General features: G+C 51.8%; 20 protein-coding genes and 1 riboswitch. Of the genes, 16 read left to right on the top strand and 4 right to left on the bottom strand.

Going from position 1 to position 17796, the window contains the following annotated elements; all coding sequences use genetic code 11:
- Nucleotides 1–16 precede the first annotated feature (16 nt).
- From gspG to cysQ, 10 genes are all read left to right on the top strand, one after another.
- A complete protein-coding gene (gspG, locus tag Q4491_RS13820) occupies nucleotides 17–454 on the top strand; it encodes a type II secretion system major pseudopilin GspG (protein ID WP_218386264.1) in 438 nt (145 codons plus the stop codon).
- A gap of 8 nt (nucleotides 455–462) precedes the next feature.
- Nucleotides 463–1038 (top strand): type II secretion system minor pseudopilin GspH, encoded by a 576-nt coding sequence (gene gspH / locus Q4491_RS13815; RefSeq protein ID WP_192017443.1) that lies wholly within the window; start codon nucleotides 463–465, stop codon nucleotides 1036–1038.
- Entirely contained in the window at nucleotides 1035–1412 is a 378-nt protein-coding gene (gene gspI, locus Q4491_RS13810; RefSeq protein ID WP_192017444.1) for a type II secretion system minor pseudopilin GspI, read from the top strand. The genes gspH and gspI overlap by 4 nt, the downstream gene beginning before the upstream one ends.
- Nucleotides 1402–2067, top strand: coding sequence for a type II secretion system minor pseudopilin GspJ (gene gspJ / locus Q4491_RS13805; protein ID WP_303458229.1), 666 nt, complete (start codon nucleotides 1402–1404; stop codon nucleotides 2065–2067). The genes gspI and gspJ overlap by 11 nt, the downstream gene beginning before the upstream one ends.
- Nucleotides 2064–3083 carry a type II secretion system minor pseudopilin GspK gene (gene gspK / locus Q4491_RS13800; RefSeq protein WP_303458227.1) on the top strand — a complete coding sequence of 340 codons (1020 nt, stop codon included), beginning with the start codon at nucleotides 2064–2066 and terminating at the stop codon, nucleotides 3081–3083. The genes gspJ and gspK overlap by 4 nt, the downstream gene beginning before the upstream one ends.
- On the top strand, nucleotides 3052–4350 hold the full coding sequence (gspL, locus tag Q4491_RS13795; protein WP_303458225.1) for a type II secretion system protein GspL: 1299 nt from the start codon (nucleotides 3052–3054) through the stop codon (nucleotides 4348–4350). The genes gspK and gspL overlap by 32 nt, the downstream gene beginning before the upstream one ends.
- Nucleotides 4347–4823, top strand: coding sequence for a type II secretion system protein M (locus tag Q4491_RS13790; RefSeq protein ID WP_303458223.1), 477 nt, complete (start codon nucleotides 4347–4349; stop codon nucleotides 4821–4823). The genes gspL and Q4491_RS13790 overlap by 4 nt, the downstream gene beginning before the upstream one ends.
- A gap of 2 nt (nucleotides 4824–4825) precedes the next feature.
- The gene (locus tag Q4491_RS13785; RefSeq protein ID WP_303458221.1) at nucleotides 4826–5584 is read left to right on the top strand and encodes a type II secretion system protein N; all 759 of its coding nucleotides are present in this window, start codon (nucleotides 4826–4828) and stop codon (nucleotides 5582–5584) included.
- A gap of 131 nt (nucleotides 5585–5715) precedes the next feature.
- A complete protein-coding gene (gene nudE / locus Q4491_RS13780; RefSeq protein WP_218386327.1) occupies nucleotides 5716–6264 on the top strand; it encodes an ADP compounds hydrolase NudE in 549 nt (182 codons plus the stop codon).
- 12 nt (nucleotides 6265–6276) lie between these two features.
- Complete coding sequence (gene cysQ / locus Q4491_RS13775) at nucleotides 6277–7110, top strand: 3'(2'),5'-bisphosphate nucleotidase CysQ (RefSeq protein WP_218386253.1); 834 nt, start codon at nucleotides 6277–6279, stop codon at nucleotides 7108–7110.
- Nucleotides 7111–7180: 70 nt separating this feature from the next.
- Here the strand turns inward: cysQ and Q4491_RS13770 are convergent, their stop codons facing one another.
- Nucleotides 7181–8056: a LysR substrate-binding domain-containing protein gene (locus tag Q4491_RS13770; protein ID WP_303458219.1), complete on the bottom strand. Its 876-nt coding sequence runs from the start codon at nucleotides 8054–8056 to the stop codon at nucleotides 7181–7183.
- Between the two features lie 168 nt (nucleotides 8057–8224).
- On the opposite strand from Q4491_RS13770, the gene Q4491_RS13765 reads away from it, so the two are divergent.
- A complete protein-coding gene (locus Q4491_RS13765) occupies nucleotides 8225–9076 on the top strand; it encodes a bifunctional allantoicase/(S)-ureidoglycine aminohydrolase (protein WP_192017453.1) in 852 nt (283 codons plus the stop codon).
- A gap of 102 nt (nucleotides 9077–9178) precedes the next feature.
- On the opposite strand, the gene sthA is transcribed toward Q4491_RS13765, so the two are convergent.
- Nucleotides 9179–10594: a Si-specific NAD(P)(+) transhydrogenase gene (gene sthA / locus Q4491_RS13760; RefSeq protein WP_303458216.1), complete on the bottom strand. Its 1416-nt coding sequence runs from the start codon at nucleotides 10592–10594 to the stop codon at nucleotides 9179–9181.
- 299 nt (nucleotides 10595–10893) lie between these two features.
- Here sthA and fabR point away from each other — a divergent pair, with 299 nt between their 5' ends.
- Nucleotides 10894–11526: an HTH-type transcriptional repressor FabR gene (gene fabR, locus Q4491_RS13755; RefSeq protein ID WP_027251541.1), complete on the top strand. Its 633-nt coding sequence runs from the start codon at nucleotides 10894–10896 to the stop codon at nucleotides 11524–11526.
- 20 nt (nucleotides 11527–11546) lie between these two features.
- Entirely contained in the window at nucleotides 11547–11930 is a 384-nt protein-coding gene (locus Q4491_RS13750) for a YijD family membrane protein (protein WP_218386248.1), read from the top strand.
- 67 nt (nucleotides 11931–11997) lie between these two features.
- On the opposite strand, the gene trmA is transcribed toward Q4491_RS13750, so the two are convergent.
- A complete protein-coding gene (gene trmA / locus Q4491_RS13745; protein ID WP_218386245.1) occupies nucleotides 11998–13104 on the bottom strand; it encodes a tRNA (uridine(54)-C5)-methyltransferase TrmA in 1107 nt (368 codons plus the stop codon).
- Nucleotides 13105–13251: 147 nt separating this feature from the next.
- Nucleotides 13252–13478, top strand: a riboswitch (cobalamin riboswitch).
- A 42-nt stretch (nucleotides 13479–13520) separates the two neighbouring features.
- Between trmA and Q4491_RS13740 the strand changes: the two genes are divergently transcribed.
- From Q4491_RS13740 to murI, 3 genes are all read left to right on the top strand, one after another.
- Entirely contained in the window at nucleotides 13521–15329 is a 1809-nt protein-coding gene (locus tag Q4491_RS13740; RefSeq protein ID WP_303458212.1) for a TonB-dependent receptor, read from the top strand.
- Nucleotides 15330–15368: 39 nt separating this feature from the next.
- Complete coding sequence (locus Q4491_RS13735) at nucleotides 15369–16046, top strand: adenine nucleotide alpha hydrolase (RefSeq protein WP_218386240.1); 678 nt, start codon at nucleotides 15369–15371, stop codon at nucleotides 16044–16046.
- A gap of 78 nt (nucleotides 16047–16124) precedes the next feature.
- The gene (murI, locus tag Q4491_RS13730) at nucleotides 16125–16919 is read left to right on the top strand and encodes a glutamate racemase (protein WP_192017459.1); all 795 of its coding nucleotides are present in this window, start codon (nucleotides 16125–16127) and stop codon (nucleotides 16917–16919) included.
- Here the strand turns inward: murI and Q4491_RS13725 are convergent.
- Nucleotides 16900–17343 carry an RNA-binding protein gene (locus Q4491_RS13725; RefSeq protein ID WP_027251547.1) on the bottom strand — a complete coding sequence of 148 codons (444 nt, stop codon included), beginning with the start codon at nucleotides 17341–17343 and terminating at the stop codon, nucleotides 16900–16902. The genes murI and Q4491_RS13725 overlap by 20 nt on opposite strands.
- Nucleotides 17344–17796: the final 453 nt, after the last annotated feature.

The raw sequence follows: 17796 nt of genomic DNA, 5'->3' as shown, positions 1-17796 counted from the left end.
TTTTGGAGGTGTGTCAATGCAACGTCAACAACGCGGTTTTACCCTGCTGGAAGTCATGGTGGTTATCGTGATTCTGGGCGTACTGGCCAGTCTGGTCGTCCCGAACTTGCTGGGTAATAAAGAAAAGGCCGATCAGCAGAAAGTCGTGACCGATATTGGTGCGCTGGAGCAGGCATTGGATATGTATAAGCTGGATAACAGTGTTTATCCAACCACAGATCAAGGTCTGGATGCGCTGGTGACTGAGCCTTCGTCAAGCCCTGAACCACGTAATTACCGTAACGGTGGCTATATCAAGCGTCTGCCTAAAGACCCTTGGGGTAACGACTATAACTACGTGATGCCTGGTGAACATGGTCCGGTGGATGTCTTCAGCCTGGGTGCTGACGGCCAGGAAGGCGGTGAAGAGGTCAATACCGATATCGGTAACTGGAATATGCTGGATTACCGTTAATTCAAACTATGAAACGTGCAGCTGCCGGATTTACGCTGATTGAACTGATGCTGGTGCTGGTACTGCTGGCCACCAGCGCCGTAGCCGTTGTGATGACACTGCCGGCGCCTAAAAATGAGGTGCTGAAAGAAGAATCACAGCGATTTTATTATCTGGTGCAACTGCTGGGTGAAGATGCCATGCTGAATGGCCGTGATTACGGTGTCCGGGTTGACAGGCAGGGCTACCAGTTTTTTGAGCTGGACCCGAAAGGCTGGCAACCCCTCAAGGATTCACGTTACTTCAGCGAAGTCACTTTGCCCGATACGCTCGGCATGGAAGTCAAGGTTGGCAGCGACGCCTGGCAGGACGAGGATCGTTTGTTCGAACCCGGTTCGCTGTTTGACGAGGATCTTTTTGCCAGTGAAGAAGATGAAAAAGCCAAACCGCCGCAGATTATCGTGATGTCCAGTGGTGAGTATACGCCTTTTACTGTGTCGTTTGATGCCAGTGGAGAAGGTGATATCTGGACAGTCGAAGCCGATGAAGTCGGACAATTGCACCTGCTTGAACCGGGAGCCACCCGAGAGGAGTCAGGCCAATGAGTTCCCGGCGGAAATTATCTTCTCAAACGGGTTTCACGTTACTGGAAGTGCTGGTTGCCATGGCCATTTTTGCGACGGCCGCCTTGAGTGTGATGAAGGCGGTCGGACAGCACATCAACGCTATGGGCTACCTGGAGCAGAAAACCTTTGCCACCATGGTAGCGGATAATGAGCTGGCCCGAATTCGCATTGCAGGCGAGCGGCTGACCGCCGAGAAGAAAGGCAAATCTGAGCTCGCCGGACGGCAATGGTACTGGTCAATCAAAAGCACCGCCACAGCGGATGGCTACCTCCGAGCTCTGGATATCGTTGTCGCTACCGATGAGGCACTGAAAGACAGGGTGGCGACCTTAAGGACTTACATTGAGAACTGAGCATCGTCAGCCATTATCGCGACATGCGGGATTTACACTGCTCGAAGTACTGGTGGCTATTGCGGTGTTTGCTATGTTCAGCCTGTCGGCCTATCAGGTCATGAACGGGGTGCAGCGCAGCGATGAACAGTCGCGGGAGCATAACCAACGGTTACAGGAAATTCAGCGGGCCATGCTGATGCTGGACAACGATTTTCGTCAGATTATCGGCCGTCAGGTCAGGCAGCAGGGCAATAACGAGAGTGCCCCTTTGTTGCAGAGCGGCGAATACCTGCTTGATTCCGCCAGTCACGGCATTATTTTTACCCGCGATGGCTGGCAGAACCCACAGCAAATGTTTCCCCGCAGCGAGATTCTCCGGGTGGGCTATCGCATTATTGATGACAAACTCGAGCGGGTGTGGTTTCGCTATCCCGACACTGTGGTAGGTACTGAGCCTTTGGTGCGTAAGGTGCTGCAAGGGGTGACGGCTTTGTCATTCAGCTACTACGGTGCGCAAGGCTGGCAGGAAGCCTGGTCAGATAATACCAGATTGCCCAAAGGCATTGCTGTCACCCTGACACTGGAAGATCTGGGTAAGATAGAGCGCGTTTATATGCTGCCGGAAGCGGTATTGCCGGACGCAGAAAAGCCAGATGAGGAGACCGCCTCATGAGACAGTCCCCCGCCAGACAGCAAGGGGTAGCCTTAATTGTGGCCCTGCTGCTGTTAGCCATAATGACATTGCTGGCGGTTCAGATGACAGATCGTCTGCAACTGAATTTCTACCGGGTTGAGAATCAGGTTTTTAACCAGCAGGCCTATTGGTACAGCCAGGGGATGGAGCAGTTGGCCAAAGTGGCGATAGAACAGAGTCTGGCGGACAGTGACACTGTTAACTTAAGCCAGGTCTGGGCAACCGAAGGCCAGAGCTATCCGCTGGATAATGGCGAAGTGCAGGGAAATATCTATGATCTGCAGGCGTGCTATAACCTGAATGCCTTGTCGGGTCAGGCACCTGAGCAGGATCGCAGCCAGAAGCCGTTTCGGGTACGTTTTCTGCAGGCTCTGTTAGAAGAGGCGGGAGCGGAAAGCTATGAAGCAGAAGTGGCGGCGGATTCGGTGTGGGAGTACGTCGATCCCGACGAGACAGTGTACAGCGCCTACGGTGCAGGCGACAGCAGCTATGAAGGTTTTTCACCGGCATACCTGCCGCCCAGAAATCTGATGGCAGATGTGAGTGAGTTTCGCGCGGTGAATGGCGTGAGTGCCACCATGTATCAGCAGGCTCGCCCTTTATTATGTGCCTTACCGTCGACCGATCTGCTGATCAATGTCAATACGATCCAGCCAGCTCAGGCAGCGTTGCTGGTCGGCGTATTCAGCCCGGAGCTGAGCCTGGATGATGCCCGTCAGTTGATAGAGAACCGCCCTTATGACGGCTGGCAGGATGTGGATGCCTTTCTGGCCGAAGGGGCCGTTAACCGGCTGACTGAAGCGGCGCGCAAGCAGGCGAAATCTTACCTGGCCGTAAAAAGTGATTTTTTTGAGCTCGATGCGGAAGTGACAGTGGATCGTACGCGATTGCGAATATTAGCCCTGCTCAAACGAGACGGGGAGAACAAGGTGACTGTCGTACGTCGCCGTTATGGAGGAATGAGTGAGCGAGTTTCTGACGATAAGGCTGAGTAGCCGTCCTGACGGGCCGGTACATTGGCTGGTCTGGTCGCCACAGCAACAGGAAGTGATTGCCTCGGGTGAACTGGCTGACACTGATCAGCTGGGCGAGCTGGCGGCATACGGGGAAAACCGGCCTGTGTATCTGCTGGTATCAGGCAGCGATGTGCTGTTGAGCCAGGTATCGATCCCATCCGGGTCCGGGCGTCAACTGGCACAGGTACTGCCGTATCTGCTGGAAGAAGAGCTGGCGCAGGATGTTGATGACCTGCACATTCATATGCTTAAGCGGGAAGCCGATAAGGCGGATGTTGCTGTTGTCGGACATCAGCGGATGCAGCACTGGTTGTCGTTATGTGACGATGCCGGGCTGGTGGTACGAAAAATCATTCCAGACTGTCTCTGTTTGCCGGCCTTTGACAATAGTTACAGTGCCGCCGAGATTGATGGTCAGTGGCTATTGCGCCAGTCGGCGACTCAGGGCATTTGCGCCGACACCGAATGGCTGGCGAGCTGGATGATGGCACAACAGGTGCCATTAATCAGCCAGGTGCTGGAAGAGGAATCCCCAGAAGCGCAGAGCGCCGATGCGCAAACCGCGGCCGAGGCGTTAACGGACGACACAGAAGATTCGGTCAGTCAGCACCGGATTCGTCATTTCACCCCAGCACCATCCGGCATGCCGGGACACTGGCAGGCCGAAGCGCCTGAGCTTGTGATGGCCTTGTTGGCGAAAGGGGCTGATGACAGCAAAGTCAATTTACTGTCCGGTCCTTATAAACTGCAACCGACCTGGCACAAAGCGCTTAAGCCCTGGCGAAAAGTGGGCATTGCCGCTGTGCTGGTACTGGGCGTGCTGGTAGCTGAATATGTGGTGCGTGTGCAGGGTATGGAAAATCAGGCGCTGGCCTATAAAACCGAGAGTGAGCGTATCTTTCGTCAGGTACTGCCGCAATTTAACAATATTCCCACCAGCAGTTACCTGAAACGCCAGATGAATCAGGAGCTGTCACGCCTCGGCGGTGCGGAATCGGGTCAGGGGGTTTTGCCCTGGCTGATTGAGCTGCGTCCGGCGTTACTGAAAGTGCCGCAGATCTCGGTGCAGAATCTGAAATACGATCACAACCGCCATGAATTGAGGTTGCAGGCGGTGGCGGCTGAATTCCAGCATTTCGAACAGCTCAGGGTTTTGCTGGTGGAAGGATTTGAAGTTGAACAGGGCCAGCTTAACCGTGACGGCCAGCAGGTAAGTGGTGCGCTGGTGCTGAGGAGACGTTCGTGAATCAGTGGTTTAAAGCATTAAGCGGGCGAGAGCAGCGTCTGGTGATTGGCGGCGCAATCGCACTGGTGATTGCCGTATTATACTGGGGCATTTGGCAGCCGATGGCACAAAGGGCTGACTCTGCCGAGCAAAATCTGCAAACAGAGCGTCAGCTACTGAGCTGGGTCAGCGAGAAGGCCGACGATATTACCGCGTTGCGGGCTAAAACCGGCGCAACTGGCAGTGTCAGCCCCCAGGGGCTGAATCAGGTCGTCAATGAAACCACGCGCCGGTTTCGCATTGAATTGATCAGAATGCAGCCGCGTGACGAAGCCGTTCAGGTTTGGGTGCAGCCTTTGCCCTTTAATACATTAGTTAACTGGCTGGCTTTTCTGCGTGAAGAACACGGTATTGAAGCGCAGTTTCTGGATGTATCAAAAACCAATCAGGCAGGGCTGGTAGAAGTGAACCGTTTACAGCTGGGACGAGGCTAAGCGTGAGGTACAAAATATTGTTAGGGGTGAGTTTTGCGCTGGCCCTGATTGTAAGTCTGCTGGTGCATTTGCCGGCGAGCTGGGTGTGGCAGTATGTGCCCAAGGTGCCCGGACTGTCGGTGACCGGCATCAGCGGAACGCCCTGGCAAGGGGCCGCGAGTCAGGTGCGTTGGCAGCAGTGGAACCTGGGGCAGGTTTACTGGGAACTCAGTCCGTGGAAGCTGCTGAGTGCCAATGCTGAATTTGCGGTGCGACTGGGCCAGGGCAGTGATCTGGGGCTGAGAGGACGAGGTTTGATGGGCGCGGATCTCAGTGGTTTGTATGCGCAGAACTTGCTGTTATCCCTGCCTGCCCAGCAGGCGATTCAGTATGCACGCCTTCCGGTGCCTCTGAATCTGGGCGGTAACTTCGAACTCACCGTTCGTGACTACAGGTTTGCGGTGCCTTACTGCCAGTCGCTGGACGGCGGACTGGTGTGGAGTGGAGCCAGCATAGGCACACCGCTGGGTGACGTCGATCCCGGTCAGGTACTGGCGGAACTGAGCTGTAATGACGGGCAACTGGCGGCGACGGCCAATCAGGCTTCGGCCCAGGTAAGCAGCGAATGGCAAGCGGGCTTAACCACGGATCAGCGTTATAACCTGAATGGCTGGTTTAAACCGGGCGCCGAGCTGCCATCAGGCTTACAGGAACAGATGAAATGGCTGGGCAACCCGGATGCCGATGGCCGTTATCCTATTCGTTATACCGGTCGCCTGTAGGCCACAGGCTGCGCAGCGACACCTGGTCTGGCGGGGTGAGGAAAATCAAATATGTCTGAATACGCATTTTCCTTTATTTCATGACCGCCATGCCATTTAATAGCAGACAGACCAAGTGACAGGGAAATATGATGGCGGCAGAGAATAAGAAACCGACAATTCTGGCAACCGAGGTGGTGGCACAATCCCGCCTGTTTAAAATAGAGTCTTTGGATCTCCGTTTCAGTAACGGTGAAACCCGTACTTATGAGCGAATGAAACCCAGCGGCCGGCATGCTGTGATGATGGTGCCTGTGACGGCAGAGGGCGATCTCTTATTGGTGCGTGAGTATTCGGCAGGAACGGATCGCTATGAACTCGGCTTTCCCAAGGGTTTGATAGACCACGGCGAAACGGCCGACGAAGCCGCTAACCGGGAATTGAAAGAAGAAATTGGTTTTGGTGCCAGACAGTTAGTGCCAATGAAAGAAGTGGTGCTGGCGCCGTCTTATTTTTCCAGCAGGATGACGCTGTTTCTCGCGCAGGATTTATTTCCCGAGAAACTGATCGGCGATGAACCTGAGCCGCTGGATATTGTGCGCTGGCCATTGTCACAGGCTGAAGAGTTACTGAGCCATCTTGATTTTGCTGAAGCCAGAAGCATTACCGCCTTGTTCCTGGCATTGAAGTACTTATCCTAGCAGGAGTGTGAGATGGAGCTGTCGATGTTAATTCCATCCGTGATAGAAATTGCCCGGGAATCGGGACAGGTGATCCTTGATATTTATCAGCGTGGTCAGTTCGAAAAACAGATCAAGACTGACAATACGCCTGTGACCAGCGCAGATCTGGCCGCCCACAAACTGGTGCTGGAAAGGTTAACCGAGCTGACTCCGGATATTCCTGTATTGTCTGAAGAAGATGCAACTATTCCGCTGGAAGAGCGCCAGCAGTGGGAGCGTTACTGGTTGGTCGATCCTCTCGACGGTACGCAAGAGTTCATCGCTGGCAGTGGCGACTTTGCCACAATCATCGCCCTGGTTGAGAACAATCACCCTGTGATGGGTGTGGTGTATGCGCCGGTATCAGGTGTCGTTTACTACGCTAGCCGCCGGCAGGGGGCCTGGAAAATTACCCCCGAAGGTGAAACTGTCTCCATCTCGACCCATAAGCACGAAGGGCCGACCCAGTCGATAGCTGTGGCTATCAGTCGCCGCCAGGATATCCGGGCGATCACCAACCGGCTGGATCCGGCGCTGAATTACGACTTAGTCCCGCTGGGGTCAGCGGCCCTGAAATCCTGTCTGGTGGCAGAAGGGGCAGTCGATTGTTACCTGCGTTTAGGCCCCACAGGCGAGTGGGACACAGCGGCGACACAGTGCATTGTGGAAGAAGCGGGCGGACGTATTCTCAATACCCACCTGACACCTCTGTCTTACAATGAGCGCCACACGCTGGAGAACCCGAACTTTATTACGCTGGGCGATGAAAGCCTGCCCTGGGCAGATATCCTGACCCCGGACAACCGGATGATGGAAGCCAGCTAAGTGGGCTGACTTGGCCTCTTTTGACAGAAAGAGGCCGTGGTACGTTGTCAGCCGCTCGGGAAAAACCGCCTCAGACTTCATGTTCAAAGATGCGATCGCAAGTACTGATCAGTCGCTCTGCCAGGGTTTTGCTCAGCGCCGACAGCTTATCCTGGGTATGCAGGGTCACTTCCATATCCTGCACCGGCGGCAGTCCGTCATCTTGATCCAGAATTCTGTGGTGCTCGGTCACCAGCCTTCTAGGTAGCAGCGAAATACCCAGCCCGGCCTCGACGGCACAGCAAACCCCCGACAAACTGGTGCTTACGTAGGCCAGGCGCCAGCTTCTGCCCAGGCTGTCAAACGTATGGGCCATTTCATTGCGATACAGGCCGCCAATAGGAAAAGACACCAGGGGTACCGGCTGCCTGTCGAGGTTATTGCTGTGTAAGCTATCAATCCAGCACAAAGGCTCCGGCCAGCTGGCTAACCCCGGCAGGCTGCCCTGCCGCTGCTTGACCAGGGCTAAATCCAGCTCGTTACTCTGAAATTTCCGCCATATATCGCTGCATAAGCCACTTTTCACTTCCAACCGGATGCCCGGAAACTCAGTTGAGAAAGCATGCAGCGTGGGCATGATGGCGTGAGTGGCAAAGTCCTCCGGCACCCCAAGCCGGATCTTTTGCTGTTCGGCGCTGACACTGGTCTGCACGACCGCTTCGTTCATCAATTGCAGGATACGGCGGGCATAATTGAGCACCCGCTCGCCTTCCAGCGTCGCAGTGACATAGCGGCCTTTGCGGTGCAACAGTTCGCAGCCGAGCTGAGACTCAAGTTTGCGGACCTGCTGGCTGACCGTCGACTGAGTGAGGTGAGTACTGTCGGCGGCTCGGGTAAAGCTGCCGGAATCGACCACGGCGACAAAGCTGCGCAGCAGCACCGGGTCTAACGTCTTGTTCTGATTCATAATCCGTTACCAGTGGAAATCCCACTACTTGGCATTAAGTTATTTAATTTATAAATCAAATTGCCATGATCTACAATCAACACAATTCAGAATTGAAACAGCAGCCTCGTCAAGACTCTGCTTATCCATTGGCGCAGTAATACTGCTATACATGAAAGGACATATGTAATGGCCCGGAATACTTATTATGCCCCCACAGGTGGCCTGCCACCGCAAACACAGATTCTCTCTGACCGCGCGGTTTTTACCGAAGCCTATGCCATCATTCCTAAGGGCGTGATGAGTGATATCGTGACCAGCTTTCTGCCGTTCTGGGACAATACCCGGCTGTGGGTGATTGCCCGGCCAATGAGTGGTTTTTCTGAAACTTTCTCCCATTACATCATGGAAGTCTCCCCGCAGGGCGGCAGCGACAAACCCGAACTGGATGCGGGTGCGGAAGGTGTGCTGTTTGTGGTAGAAGGCGAGATGACCCTGACGCTGGAAGGCGAGCAATATCAGATGGAAACCGGCGGTTATGCCTATCTGCCGCCATCAGCCAAGTGGAGCCTGAAAAACAATGGCGATGCGCCGGTGCGTTTCCACTGGATCCGCAAGGCCTATGAATTTGTTGAAGGTATTGAGGTGCCTGACGCCTTTGTAACCAATGAGAATGACATCGAGCCAACGCCGATGCCTGACACCAACGATGCCTGGGCAACAACCCGCTTTGTTGATTCTGAAGATATGCGTCACGACATGCAAGTGAACATAGTGACTTTCCAGCCCGGCGGGATCATTCCGTTTGATGAGACTCATGTGATGGAACATGGTCTGTACGTACTGGAAGGTAAAGCGGTTTATCATTTGAATCAGGACTGGGTGGAAGTGGAAGCCGGTGACTATATGTGGTTACGCGCTTTCTGCCCGCAGGCATGCTATGCCGGTGGTCCGGGTCGTTTCCGCTACCTGCTGTTTAAAGACATCAACCGTCACATGGTACTTAACCCATCACCGGCTTATCGCGGTAACCGCCGATAAGCAAAGCCCCAATCGCAAAAGTCCCAATCGTAAAACGGCGCCTAGAGCGCCGTTTTTTTATGGTGTGTACCGCTCCACAGCATTGGCTGCGGAGTGGTGCTTTCAAAACAGGCGGTTCAGTCCATTCAGTGCGGCCACCCGGTAGGCTTCAGCCATGGTCGGGTAATTAAAGGTGGTATTGACGAAGTAATCTATGCTGTTACCGCCGTTTTTCTGTTCCATGATCGCCTGACCAATGTGAATGATCTCAGACGCCCGCTCACCGAAGCAGTGGATCCCTAAGATCTCTTTGGTTTCGCGGTGGAACAGTATCTTCAGGCTGCCGACATCGGTACCGGCTATCTGAGCGCGGGCCAGGTGTTTGAATTGCGCCCGTCCCACCTCATAAGGGACTTTTTCCGCAGTCAGCTGCTGCTCTGTTTTACCCACAGAGCTGATTTCAGGAATGGTGTAGATACCGGTTGGGATGTGATCGATCAACTGGCCCTGAGCCTGACCGGTTGCTATGGCCTGCGCCACGAAGCGGCCCTGATCATAGGCGGCGCTCGCCAGACTCGGATAGCCAATCACATCACCCACCGCATAAATGTTATCGGCCTCGGTACAGTAGTTTTGGTCGACGGACAGCTGGCCGCGTGAGTCTGGTGTCAGTCCGACCACCTCCAGGTTGAGGCGATCTGTGTTACCTGTCCGGCCGTTGGCGTACAGCAGGCAGTCGGCTTTCATTTTCTTGCCGGATTCCAGATGCAGGATCACACCGTCTTCTGTGCCTTCAATCTTGTTGTAGGCCTCCCCGCTGCGGATCATCACACCGTTGTTCCACAGGTGGTAAGACAGCGAGTCAGAGATCTCGTTATCGAGAAATTCCAGCAGCCGCTGGCGGGTGTTGATGAGGTCAACTTTTACCCCCAGGCCGCGGAAGATAGAGGCATATTCACTGCCGATCACCCCGGCCCCGTAAATAATAATGTGGCGCGGGTCGTGCTGCAGACGCAGCACGGAGTCACTGTCGTAGATGCGCTGGTGGGTGAAGTCGACATCTTGGGGCTGGTAAGGACGTGAGCCGGTGGCAATCACGAATTTATCGGCGGTATAGGTGTCATGACTGCCGTCAGGGTGGCGAACACGTATGGTGTGTTGGTCGACAAAACTGGCTTCACCGGCAATGATGGGGCAACTGTTGCGATCATAAAAGCCCTGGCGCATTCTCGTTTGCTTACTGACCACTGTCTGCGCGTGACCAAGAATCTGGCTGAAAGTACTGTGCAGTGTGGTGGTGTTTTTGCTGTAGAGCGGGTTTTTATTGAATTCGATAATACGGCTGACCGCGTGACGCAGTGCTTTAGAGGGGATAGTGCCCCAATGGGTACAGCCGCCGCCGACACGGCTTTCACGTTCAATAATAGCGACGCTGAAACCTGCTTTGGTCAGTCCCATGGCGGCCCCTTCGCCTCCGGGTCCGCTGCCGATAATAATCACATCATAGTGAGAAGGAGTCGTGGGGTGTTGAGTGCTCATGGGCCGCCTTATTTATCCGATTGTTTCTGTGGTGCGGAGTGTAACGCTTTCCAATCGAAGGGAAAATCGCGACTCCCCGATAGAGCGCGTAGGATCACGTTGTGGCAGAAGAAACCCCCATTTTTATCGCTGGCAGACAGCAGTTTGTGAGCCGACAGGGAAAATGACGTTTGTGATTTTGCTTCCACCTGACAGGGCCGTTAGTATTCCCACCGGCAAAGTGTGGATTGGCGCTGATCAAGTGGCTGAAAGCGGGTATAGTGAGACTCAAACTGGCAACTTAACAGAAGCAGGAACCCATGGGGATCAGGGCCCAACAAAAAGAAAAAACCCGGCGTTCACTGATTAACGCAGCCTTTAACCAGCTCAGTGCTGAGCGCAGTTTTTCCAATCTCAGTTTGCGCGAAGTTGCGCGTGAAGCTGGTATAGCACCCACATCTTTTTATCGTCACTTCAAAGATATGGATGAACTTGGACTAACATTGGTTGATGAAGGTGGCTTACTGCTTCGCCAGCTGATGCGTCAGGCTCGCCAGCGCATTGCTGAAGAAGGCAGTGTTATCCGCACTTCTGTTGAAACCTTCATGGAATTTATTGAAAGCAGCCCGAACGTTTTTCGTTTGCTGTTACGGGAACGCTCCGGCACCTCGCCGGCATTCCGTGCTGCTGTGGCGAGAGAAATTCAGCACTTCGTGGCGGAACTCACTGAGTATCTGGAAGCTAAAGGCGGGAGCCGGCACGAAGAAGCTTATATCCAGGCTGAAGCGTTAGTCACTTTGGTGTTCAGCTCAGGAGCCGATGCACTGGATCTGGACAGTCAGTCGCGGGCAGAACATGCAGAGCGCTTAATCATGCAACTGCGAATGATAGCCAAAGGAGCTTACTGGTATCGTAAAGAGCGTGAGCGCAACACGCTGGCGCATAAACCTTAATTGAGTATGTTGGTGAAGATATGGACAAGCAACAAGTTAAAGCAGAACGCAAGACCTTAATCCTGTCACTGTTAGCAGGACTGTGCGGTAACGCCACGCTGGCAGTATTTACCTCCAGTGCTGTCGCTTTTTCTATTTTTCCGGTGATTGCTTTTGTGATGACTGTGTATTGCATGTATCAGGACTACCTGACACGCCCGATGGCGGAAGGGACCCCGGCCATTGCCTTTGCTTTGTTTCTGGTCGGCGCCTTTGGCTATTCTGCCTTTCTGCGCGCGCAGGCACCGGATATGGGATCTAACTTCCTGCCGTTGATGATTTGTTTAGCGTTGCTGTTGTGGGTCGCTTACCGCATGGGTGTGATGAAGCCGAAATCGAAATCCAAAGCTCAGGATGATGCATAATCTCTCAGCATGAAAGACAGAAAAGGCGCCTGAGGCGCCTTTTTCGTTTTTGCCGTTTTCGCTTGGATTATTTACGTTCCAGCATTACACCCGCTTCCATGTGGTGGGTGTAAGGGAACTGATCAAACAGCGCAAACCGGGTAATGCGATGGGTGTGACCCAGAATCTCCAGGTTAGCTTTTAAGGTGTCCGGGTTACAGGAGATATAGACAATACGCTCATAGGCCTGAACCATGCGACAGGTATCCTCGTCCATGCCTGAGCGGGGCGGATCAACAAAAATGGTGTTGCAGTTGTAGCTGCTGAGATCAATGTTATTGTCTTTCAGGCGGCGAAACTCGCGCTGCCCTTCCATCGCCTGAGTAAATTCTTCAGCAGACATACGTATGATCTGCACATTGTCTATCTTGTTCGCTGCAATGTTGTACTGTGCCGATTCCACCGACGGCTTGGCCAGTTCTGTGGCCAGCACACGGTCAAAATTCTTTGCCAGTGCCAGCGAGAAGTTGCCGTTGCCGCAATACAGCTCCAGCAGATCGCCTTCGCTGTCCTGAGTACAGTCTACTGCCCACTCCAGCATCTTTTGCGCCACTTCGCCGTTAGGCTGGGTAAAACTGTTTTCAACCTGCTGATAGGTCAGTGTTTGATCGTGAATCGTCAGTTTCTCAATCACATAGTCCTGATCCAGCACGATTTTCTGTTTACGTGCACGACCTATCAGATTGAGGTTGAACCCTTCATCATTCAGCCTTTGCTTCAGGGCTTTGGCTTCTGCGACCCACAGATCATCCAGTTGACGGTGATATAGCAGGGAAACCAGAATCTCTCCGCTCAGCGTGGACAGGAAATCGACCTGGAACAGCTTATGACGCAGTGCCCGGTTCGGCTTCATGGCATCTACCAGCAACGGCATCAAATCATTGATCAGACGGCTGGCTTGCGGAAACTGATCGACCCGGTACTTCTCGCGGGTTTCCTGATTGAACATGATGTAATACAGGTCTTCACCTTCATGCCAGACACGAAACTCAGCACGCATACGGTAGTGTTGAGCAGGAGAAGCGAACACCTCCAACTCCGGGGTGTCTACGTCAGCAAACAGCGCCTGCATACGCTCGGCCTTTTCGTCCAGTTGTGCTTGGTAGGTGGCGGGGTTGATTGGGGTTGCTGCCATGGTGTTGCCTCAAAACTGCTCAAAATAAGAGCGCAGATTTTATTGCATTGTTGACTGATGTCCAGAGAAAGGGAGGAGAAAAGTGCAGGCCAGATAGATTTGTCATGACTAATAGCAAACTAAACTAGACAATTCCGACCGGTAAAACTAGCATTCCGCTGCGCTGGTTTGCCTGTTCGCAGGCGGGGAATACGGTGAGAATCCGTAACTGACGCGCAGCGGTAAGAGAGAACGAAAGACACAAGGCAGATAGCCAGACACTGTTTCATCAGGCAAGCGCAACGCCGGCCAGATGAAATGGGAAGTCGTTGTCCTAGGCGGTTGTTCAACCATGCTCTCAAGTCCGAAGACCGACCAGCGAGACAGGCAGTATGGAGACTGCCCAGATTTCAACGCGATTTAAGGTATCCATGACAATGAAAAAAACGCTTTTAGCCGTGGCGTTGGCACCTTTGTGTCTGCAATCCTCGCTCGTTTCCGCCCAGAACACCACCGATGAGACCATGGTGGTGACCGCCAACCGTTTTGAGCAATCTGCCAAGAATACGATTGCATCTGTTTCTGTTGTTACCAAAGAAGAAATTGATGCTATTCAGGCCAAATCCCTAACAGAAGTACTGCGTCGCTTACCAGGAGTGCAGGTTGTTGCTGGCGGTTATGGTCAGACAACTGAAGTTTTTGTGCGAGGGACTAAGTCCGCTCATTTGCTGGTACTGATTAATGGTGTGCGCATCGGTAGTGCGACATTGGGAGCGGTTGATTTCAGCCAAATACCATTAACCGGTGTTGAACGGGTTGAACTTGTACGAGGTACACGTGCTGCGCAATACGGCTCTGATGCTATCGGTGGTGTACTTAATATCATTACGGCTTACCAGCAGGGAGAGAGTCTTGCTCAGGCCACTATAGGTGGAGGCAGTAACGGCTTCTACGAATTGGGTGCTTCTTTTGCTGGTGAAATTGGAAATGCATCATGGGGCAAAGTAGCGATTAAAACGAATGGTGCAGATGGTTTTTCGGCGCGTAAAGACCCTTACGAATCAGACAATGATGGCTTCGAGCAGAGTAATGCTGTCGCTGAAATTGGTACCCACATTGATGATAACTGGACAGTCAGCTTACAAGGCTACTTTCAGGACGGCGAATCCGAGTATGACGATGGATCTTCCAAATCTGGCGCTGAGGCCGACAACTCGCTCTATAACCTTGCCAGCCACCTAAAGTATTCAGATGATCGCTTCAACAGTGAGGTCATTTTGGCTTATAACGAAGATGAATCCGAGAATAAATTTGATTTATCTTCTGGAAGTCAAATTGCCACAGACAGAACGGTTGCAGCTTGGCAAAATCATTACCAGCTGAATTCAAATGTTGATTTTGGTGGTGGCCTGGAATGGAATCGTGAAAAAGTGTCGAACTCGTTAAGCCGGTACACGGATGACAAGCGAGACAATATGGCTTTGTATGTCACGTCAATCTACCATGATGAACGTTGGTTATTTGAGGGTAGTGCCCGAACAGATGACAGCGATAGTTATGGGCGAAACAATACTTGGCAGTTGGGTGCCGCTTATCATGTAACCTCTCAAGTCCAACTTTCTGCTAATCTCGGAACTGCGTTTAAAGCACCGTCTTTTAATGATCTATATTGGCCTGGACAAGGAAATCCAGATCTTGAGCCTGAAGAGGCGCAGTCAGCAGAGTTTACGTTGCAGGGGCAGCACGAACTCTTTAATTGGGGTGTCACCTGGTATCAGAATGATGTTGATAAGTTGATCGCTTGGGCTCCTGATGCATTAGGCAACTGGATGCCTTCCAATATCAATCAAGCTGAACTGAAAGGTCTTGAGGCTATTGTAGGATTTGATACTGGCCCTATCCGTCATGATTTGAGTTATGACTTCTTAGATTCTGAAGATAAAGAAACGAAAAAGGAGCTGGCTCGTCGGTCACGTCATAGTGGTAAGTGGAACATGTCTTACTTAGCTGAACAATGGCAATTTGACTTAAGCGCCATTTACAAAGGCACAAGTTATGAGGATGCGATCAATACTCAAAAATTGGGTGCTTTTACGCTGTTTGATTTAGGTGCCAGCTATTATTTATCAGAAAATCTGACCCTGAGAGGGCGTATCGATAACCTGTTTGATGCGGATTATGAGGTGAAATCTTCATACAACGTTCAGGAAAGAAGCTATTACGCTTCTGTGACCTACCAGTTCTAACCCTCAGCCGCCTTCGGGCGGCTTTTTCGTGAGGCGACAATGAAACCAAAGAAAGTGATAGTCAGTTGGTCATCCGGTAAAGATTCAACACTGACGCTGTTGCGCTTATTAGAAAGCCCTGCCTTTGACGTTGTGGGGCTGTTTACCACTTATGTCGGTACCGAGGTGCCGTTTCAGGCAACACCAATCGCTGTGGTACGGGCGCAGGCCCGGCTGACAGGGCTCCCCTTGGTTGAGATACCGCTGCCTGACGTGTTTCCTCCGAATGACGTATATCAGTCGCTGGTGGTGGAAGCCATTCGCAATAGCGGATTGGCCGTTGAAGCCGTGGCATTTGGCGATATGTTTTGTAATGGTATTGAAACCTATCGGCGCAGTTATATCGAGCCGGCCGGCTGGCAATGTGTTTTTCCTTTGCTGGGGGAGGACAGCCAGCTGCTGGCCGAGGAAATGCTGCAACGAGGGATAAAAACGATTCTGACCACTGTGGATACCAGCCAGCTCAGCGGTGAGTTCTGCGGTAAATGGTTTAATCACTCATTACTCGCACGGTTGCCTGATGAGGTGGACCCTTGCGGAGAAGACGGCGAATTTCATACTCTGGTGGTCCATGCCCCATGTTTTTCAGGGCAGTTAGCGCTTGAACCTCTGCATATAGACAACCAAGGCCGGTTTCACCATCTTCGCTATCGGATCTCAGTACCAGAGTCACAGTAAACTGATGTGTGATAGTTGGCTTTTATCTGTCAGCCAGTATGATGAGAGCTTCTATCTTGGAGCAGTCAGAAAGACGTTGTGAAAACCATCCTTATTTTTGATTCTGGTGTGGGCGGCCTCTCCGTCTATCAGGAGATATACCGCCAGCTGCCACATTATCAATACATCTACGCATTTGATGATGCGGCTTTCCCTTATGGTGAGTTGGACGAGGCGGTATTGGTTGAGCGTACCCTGCACATTGTGTCGTCTCTGGTCATAAAACATAAAGCAGATCTGGTTGTGATTGCCTGTAATACCGCCAGCACTATCGTCTTGCCTCCTCTGCGGGCTGCGCTGAGTTTGCCTGTGGTTGGGGTTGTGCCTGCTATCAAGCCTGCAGCATTACTGAGTAAAACGAAAAGCCTGGGCGTGTTAGCCACACCGGCTACGGTTAAACGCCAATATACTCAGGCTTTGATCCAGGAGTTTGCTTCAGATTGCGAGGTTCATTTGCTGGGCAACACGCGTCTGGTTGAAATGGCAGAGATGAAACTACGGGGAGCTAAGGTTGATCTGGACGAGCTGACCGGGATATTGCAGCCTTGGTTTCACACGGCAATCGATACGGTTGTGCTCGGATGCACTCACTTTCCGCTGATAAAAGATGAAATCAGTAAGGTGTTTGTTCAGGCTACGAATGTGATTGACTCCGGCAGCGCGATCGCTAGCCGGGTCAATTCACTGTTGGGAGACATGGCCACAGGAAGGTCACCGCAATGGCAGAACTTGACCTATCATTCTGGTGAGAATTCCAATGTTGTGATTTTAAATCACAGTCTATTAGCCATGAACTTGGGCCGGGTAATCAGCCTTAACTATCCTCATTCTTAGGGTCGTTGGCTTCACGTACTTTTAATGTACGCTGACCAAATTCTTTCTCATTTAGCTTGCTGACAGCATAGTCAGCATCTTTGCTGCTCATAACCACAAAGCCGAAGCCCCGCCTTTTTCCTGTTCGTTTATCTTTCATCAAGCGAACAGCAAAGACCTCCCCGTACTCTGAGAATAAATCTTTAACTTCACTTTCGTTAGCACGATAGGGAAGGTTTCCGACATAGAGCGTTTTACTGCTCTGGTTTTCATCGCCCATCATATTTTCATCCTGATTCGTGTTCAGGTAATGATTGGCAAATCCGGATAAGACGGCGCCCAGTGCGAAGGCTATCGCAGCGGTAGAAGAAATGAAGCTAAATATGATGGCACCAATAAGAGTTATCAGCGCAATGATCATAGTGTGTGAGTTGGAAAATTTCATAGGCAAGCTACAGTGTCATCGATTGAAAAGTTAGAAGGCGATTTATTTAACAAATTAATCACAATTATAGTACGTGCATAGTTTTACGATTACCAGAAAGTGAATGTATTGATCGTATAATGTTGACTTAAGGCGCATATTTTTACATTAGTTGAAATTATGACCGGTTAAACATTTTTTATTAAGAAAAGGGTTGTCAGTCTTTTCCAAGTCTCTATAATGCCGCCTCACCAAGACGGGAACGGATGAAAACATCAGTTCGGTTTTGATGAAAGGCGGCACAAAGAAAGCAAATAAAAAATTGTTTGACTACTTTGTTTGATTCGTTAGAATGGCCGCCCTGTCCACGACAAGCCAATGGCAAGTCTGGCAACGCTCTTTAACAATTTGACCATGCAATCTGTGTGGGCACTCGACAATGATACAGTCATAAAAGATTTATCAGTGAACTGA

The organism is Photobacterium sp. 2_MG-2023 (genome assembly GCF_030547675.1).
Classification (GTDB): Bacteria; Pseudomonadota; Gammaproteobacteria; order Enterobacterales; family Vibrionaceae; genus Photobacterium; species Photobacterium arenosum.
This window is presented reverse-complemented; position numbering and strand designations above follow the sequence as displayed.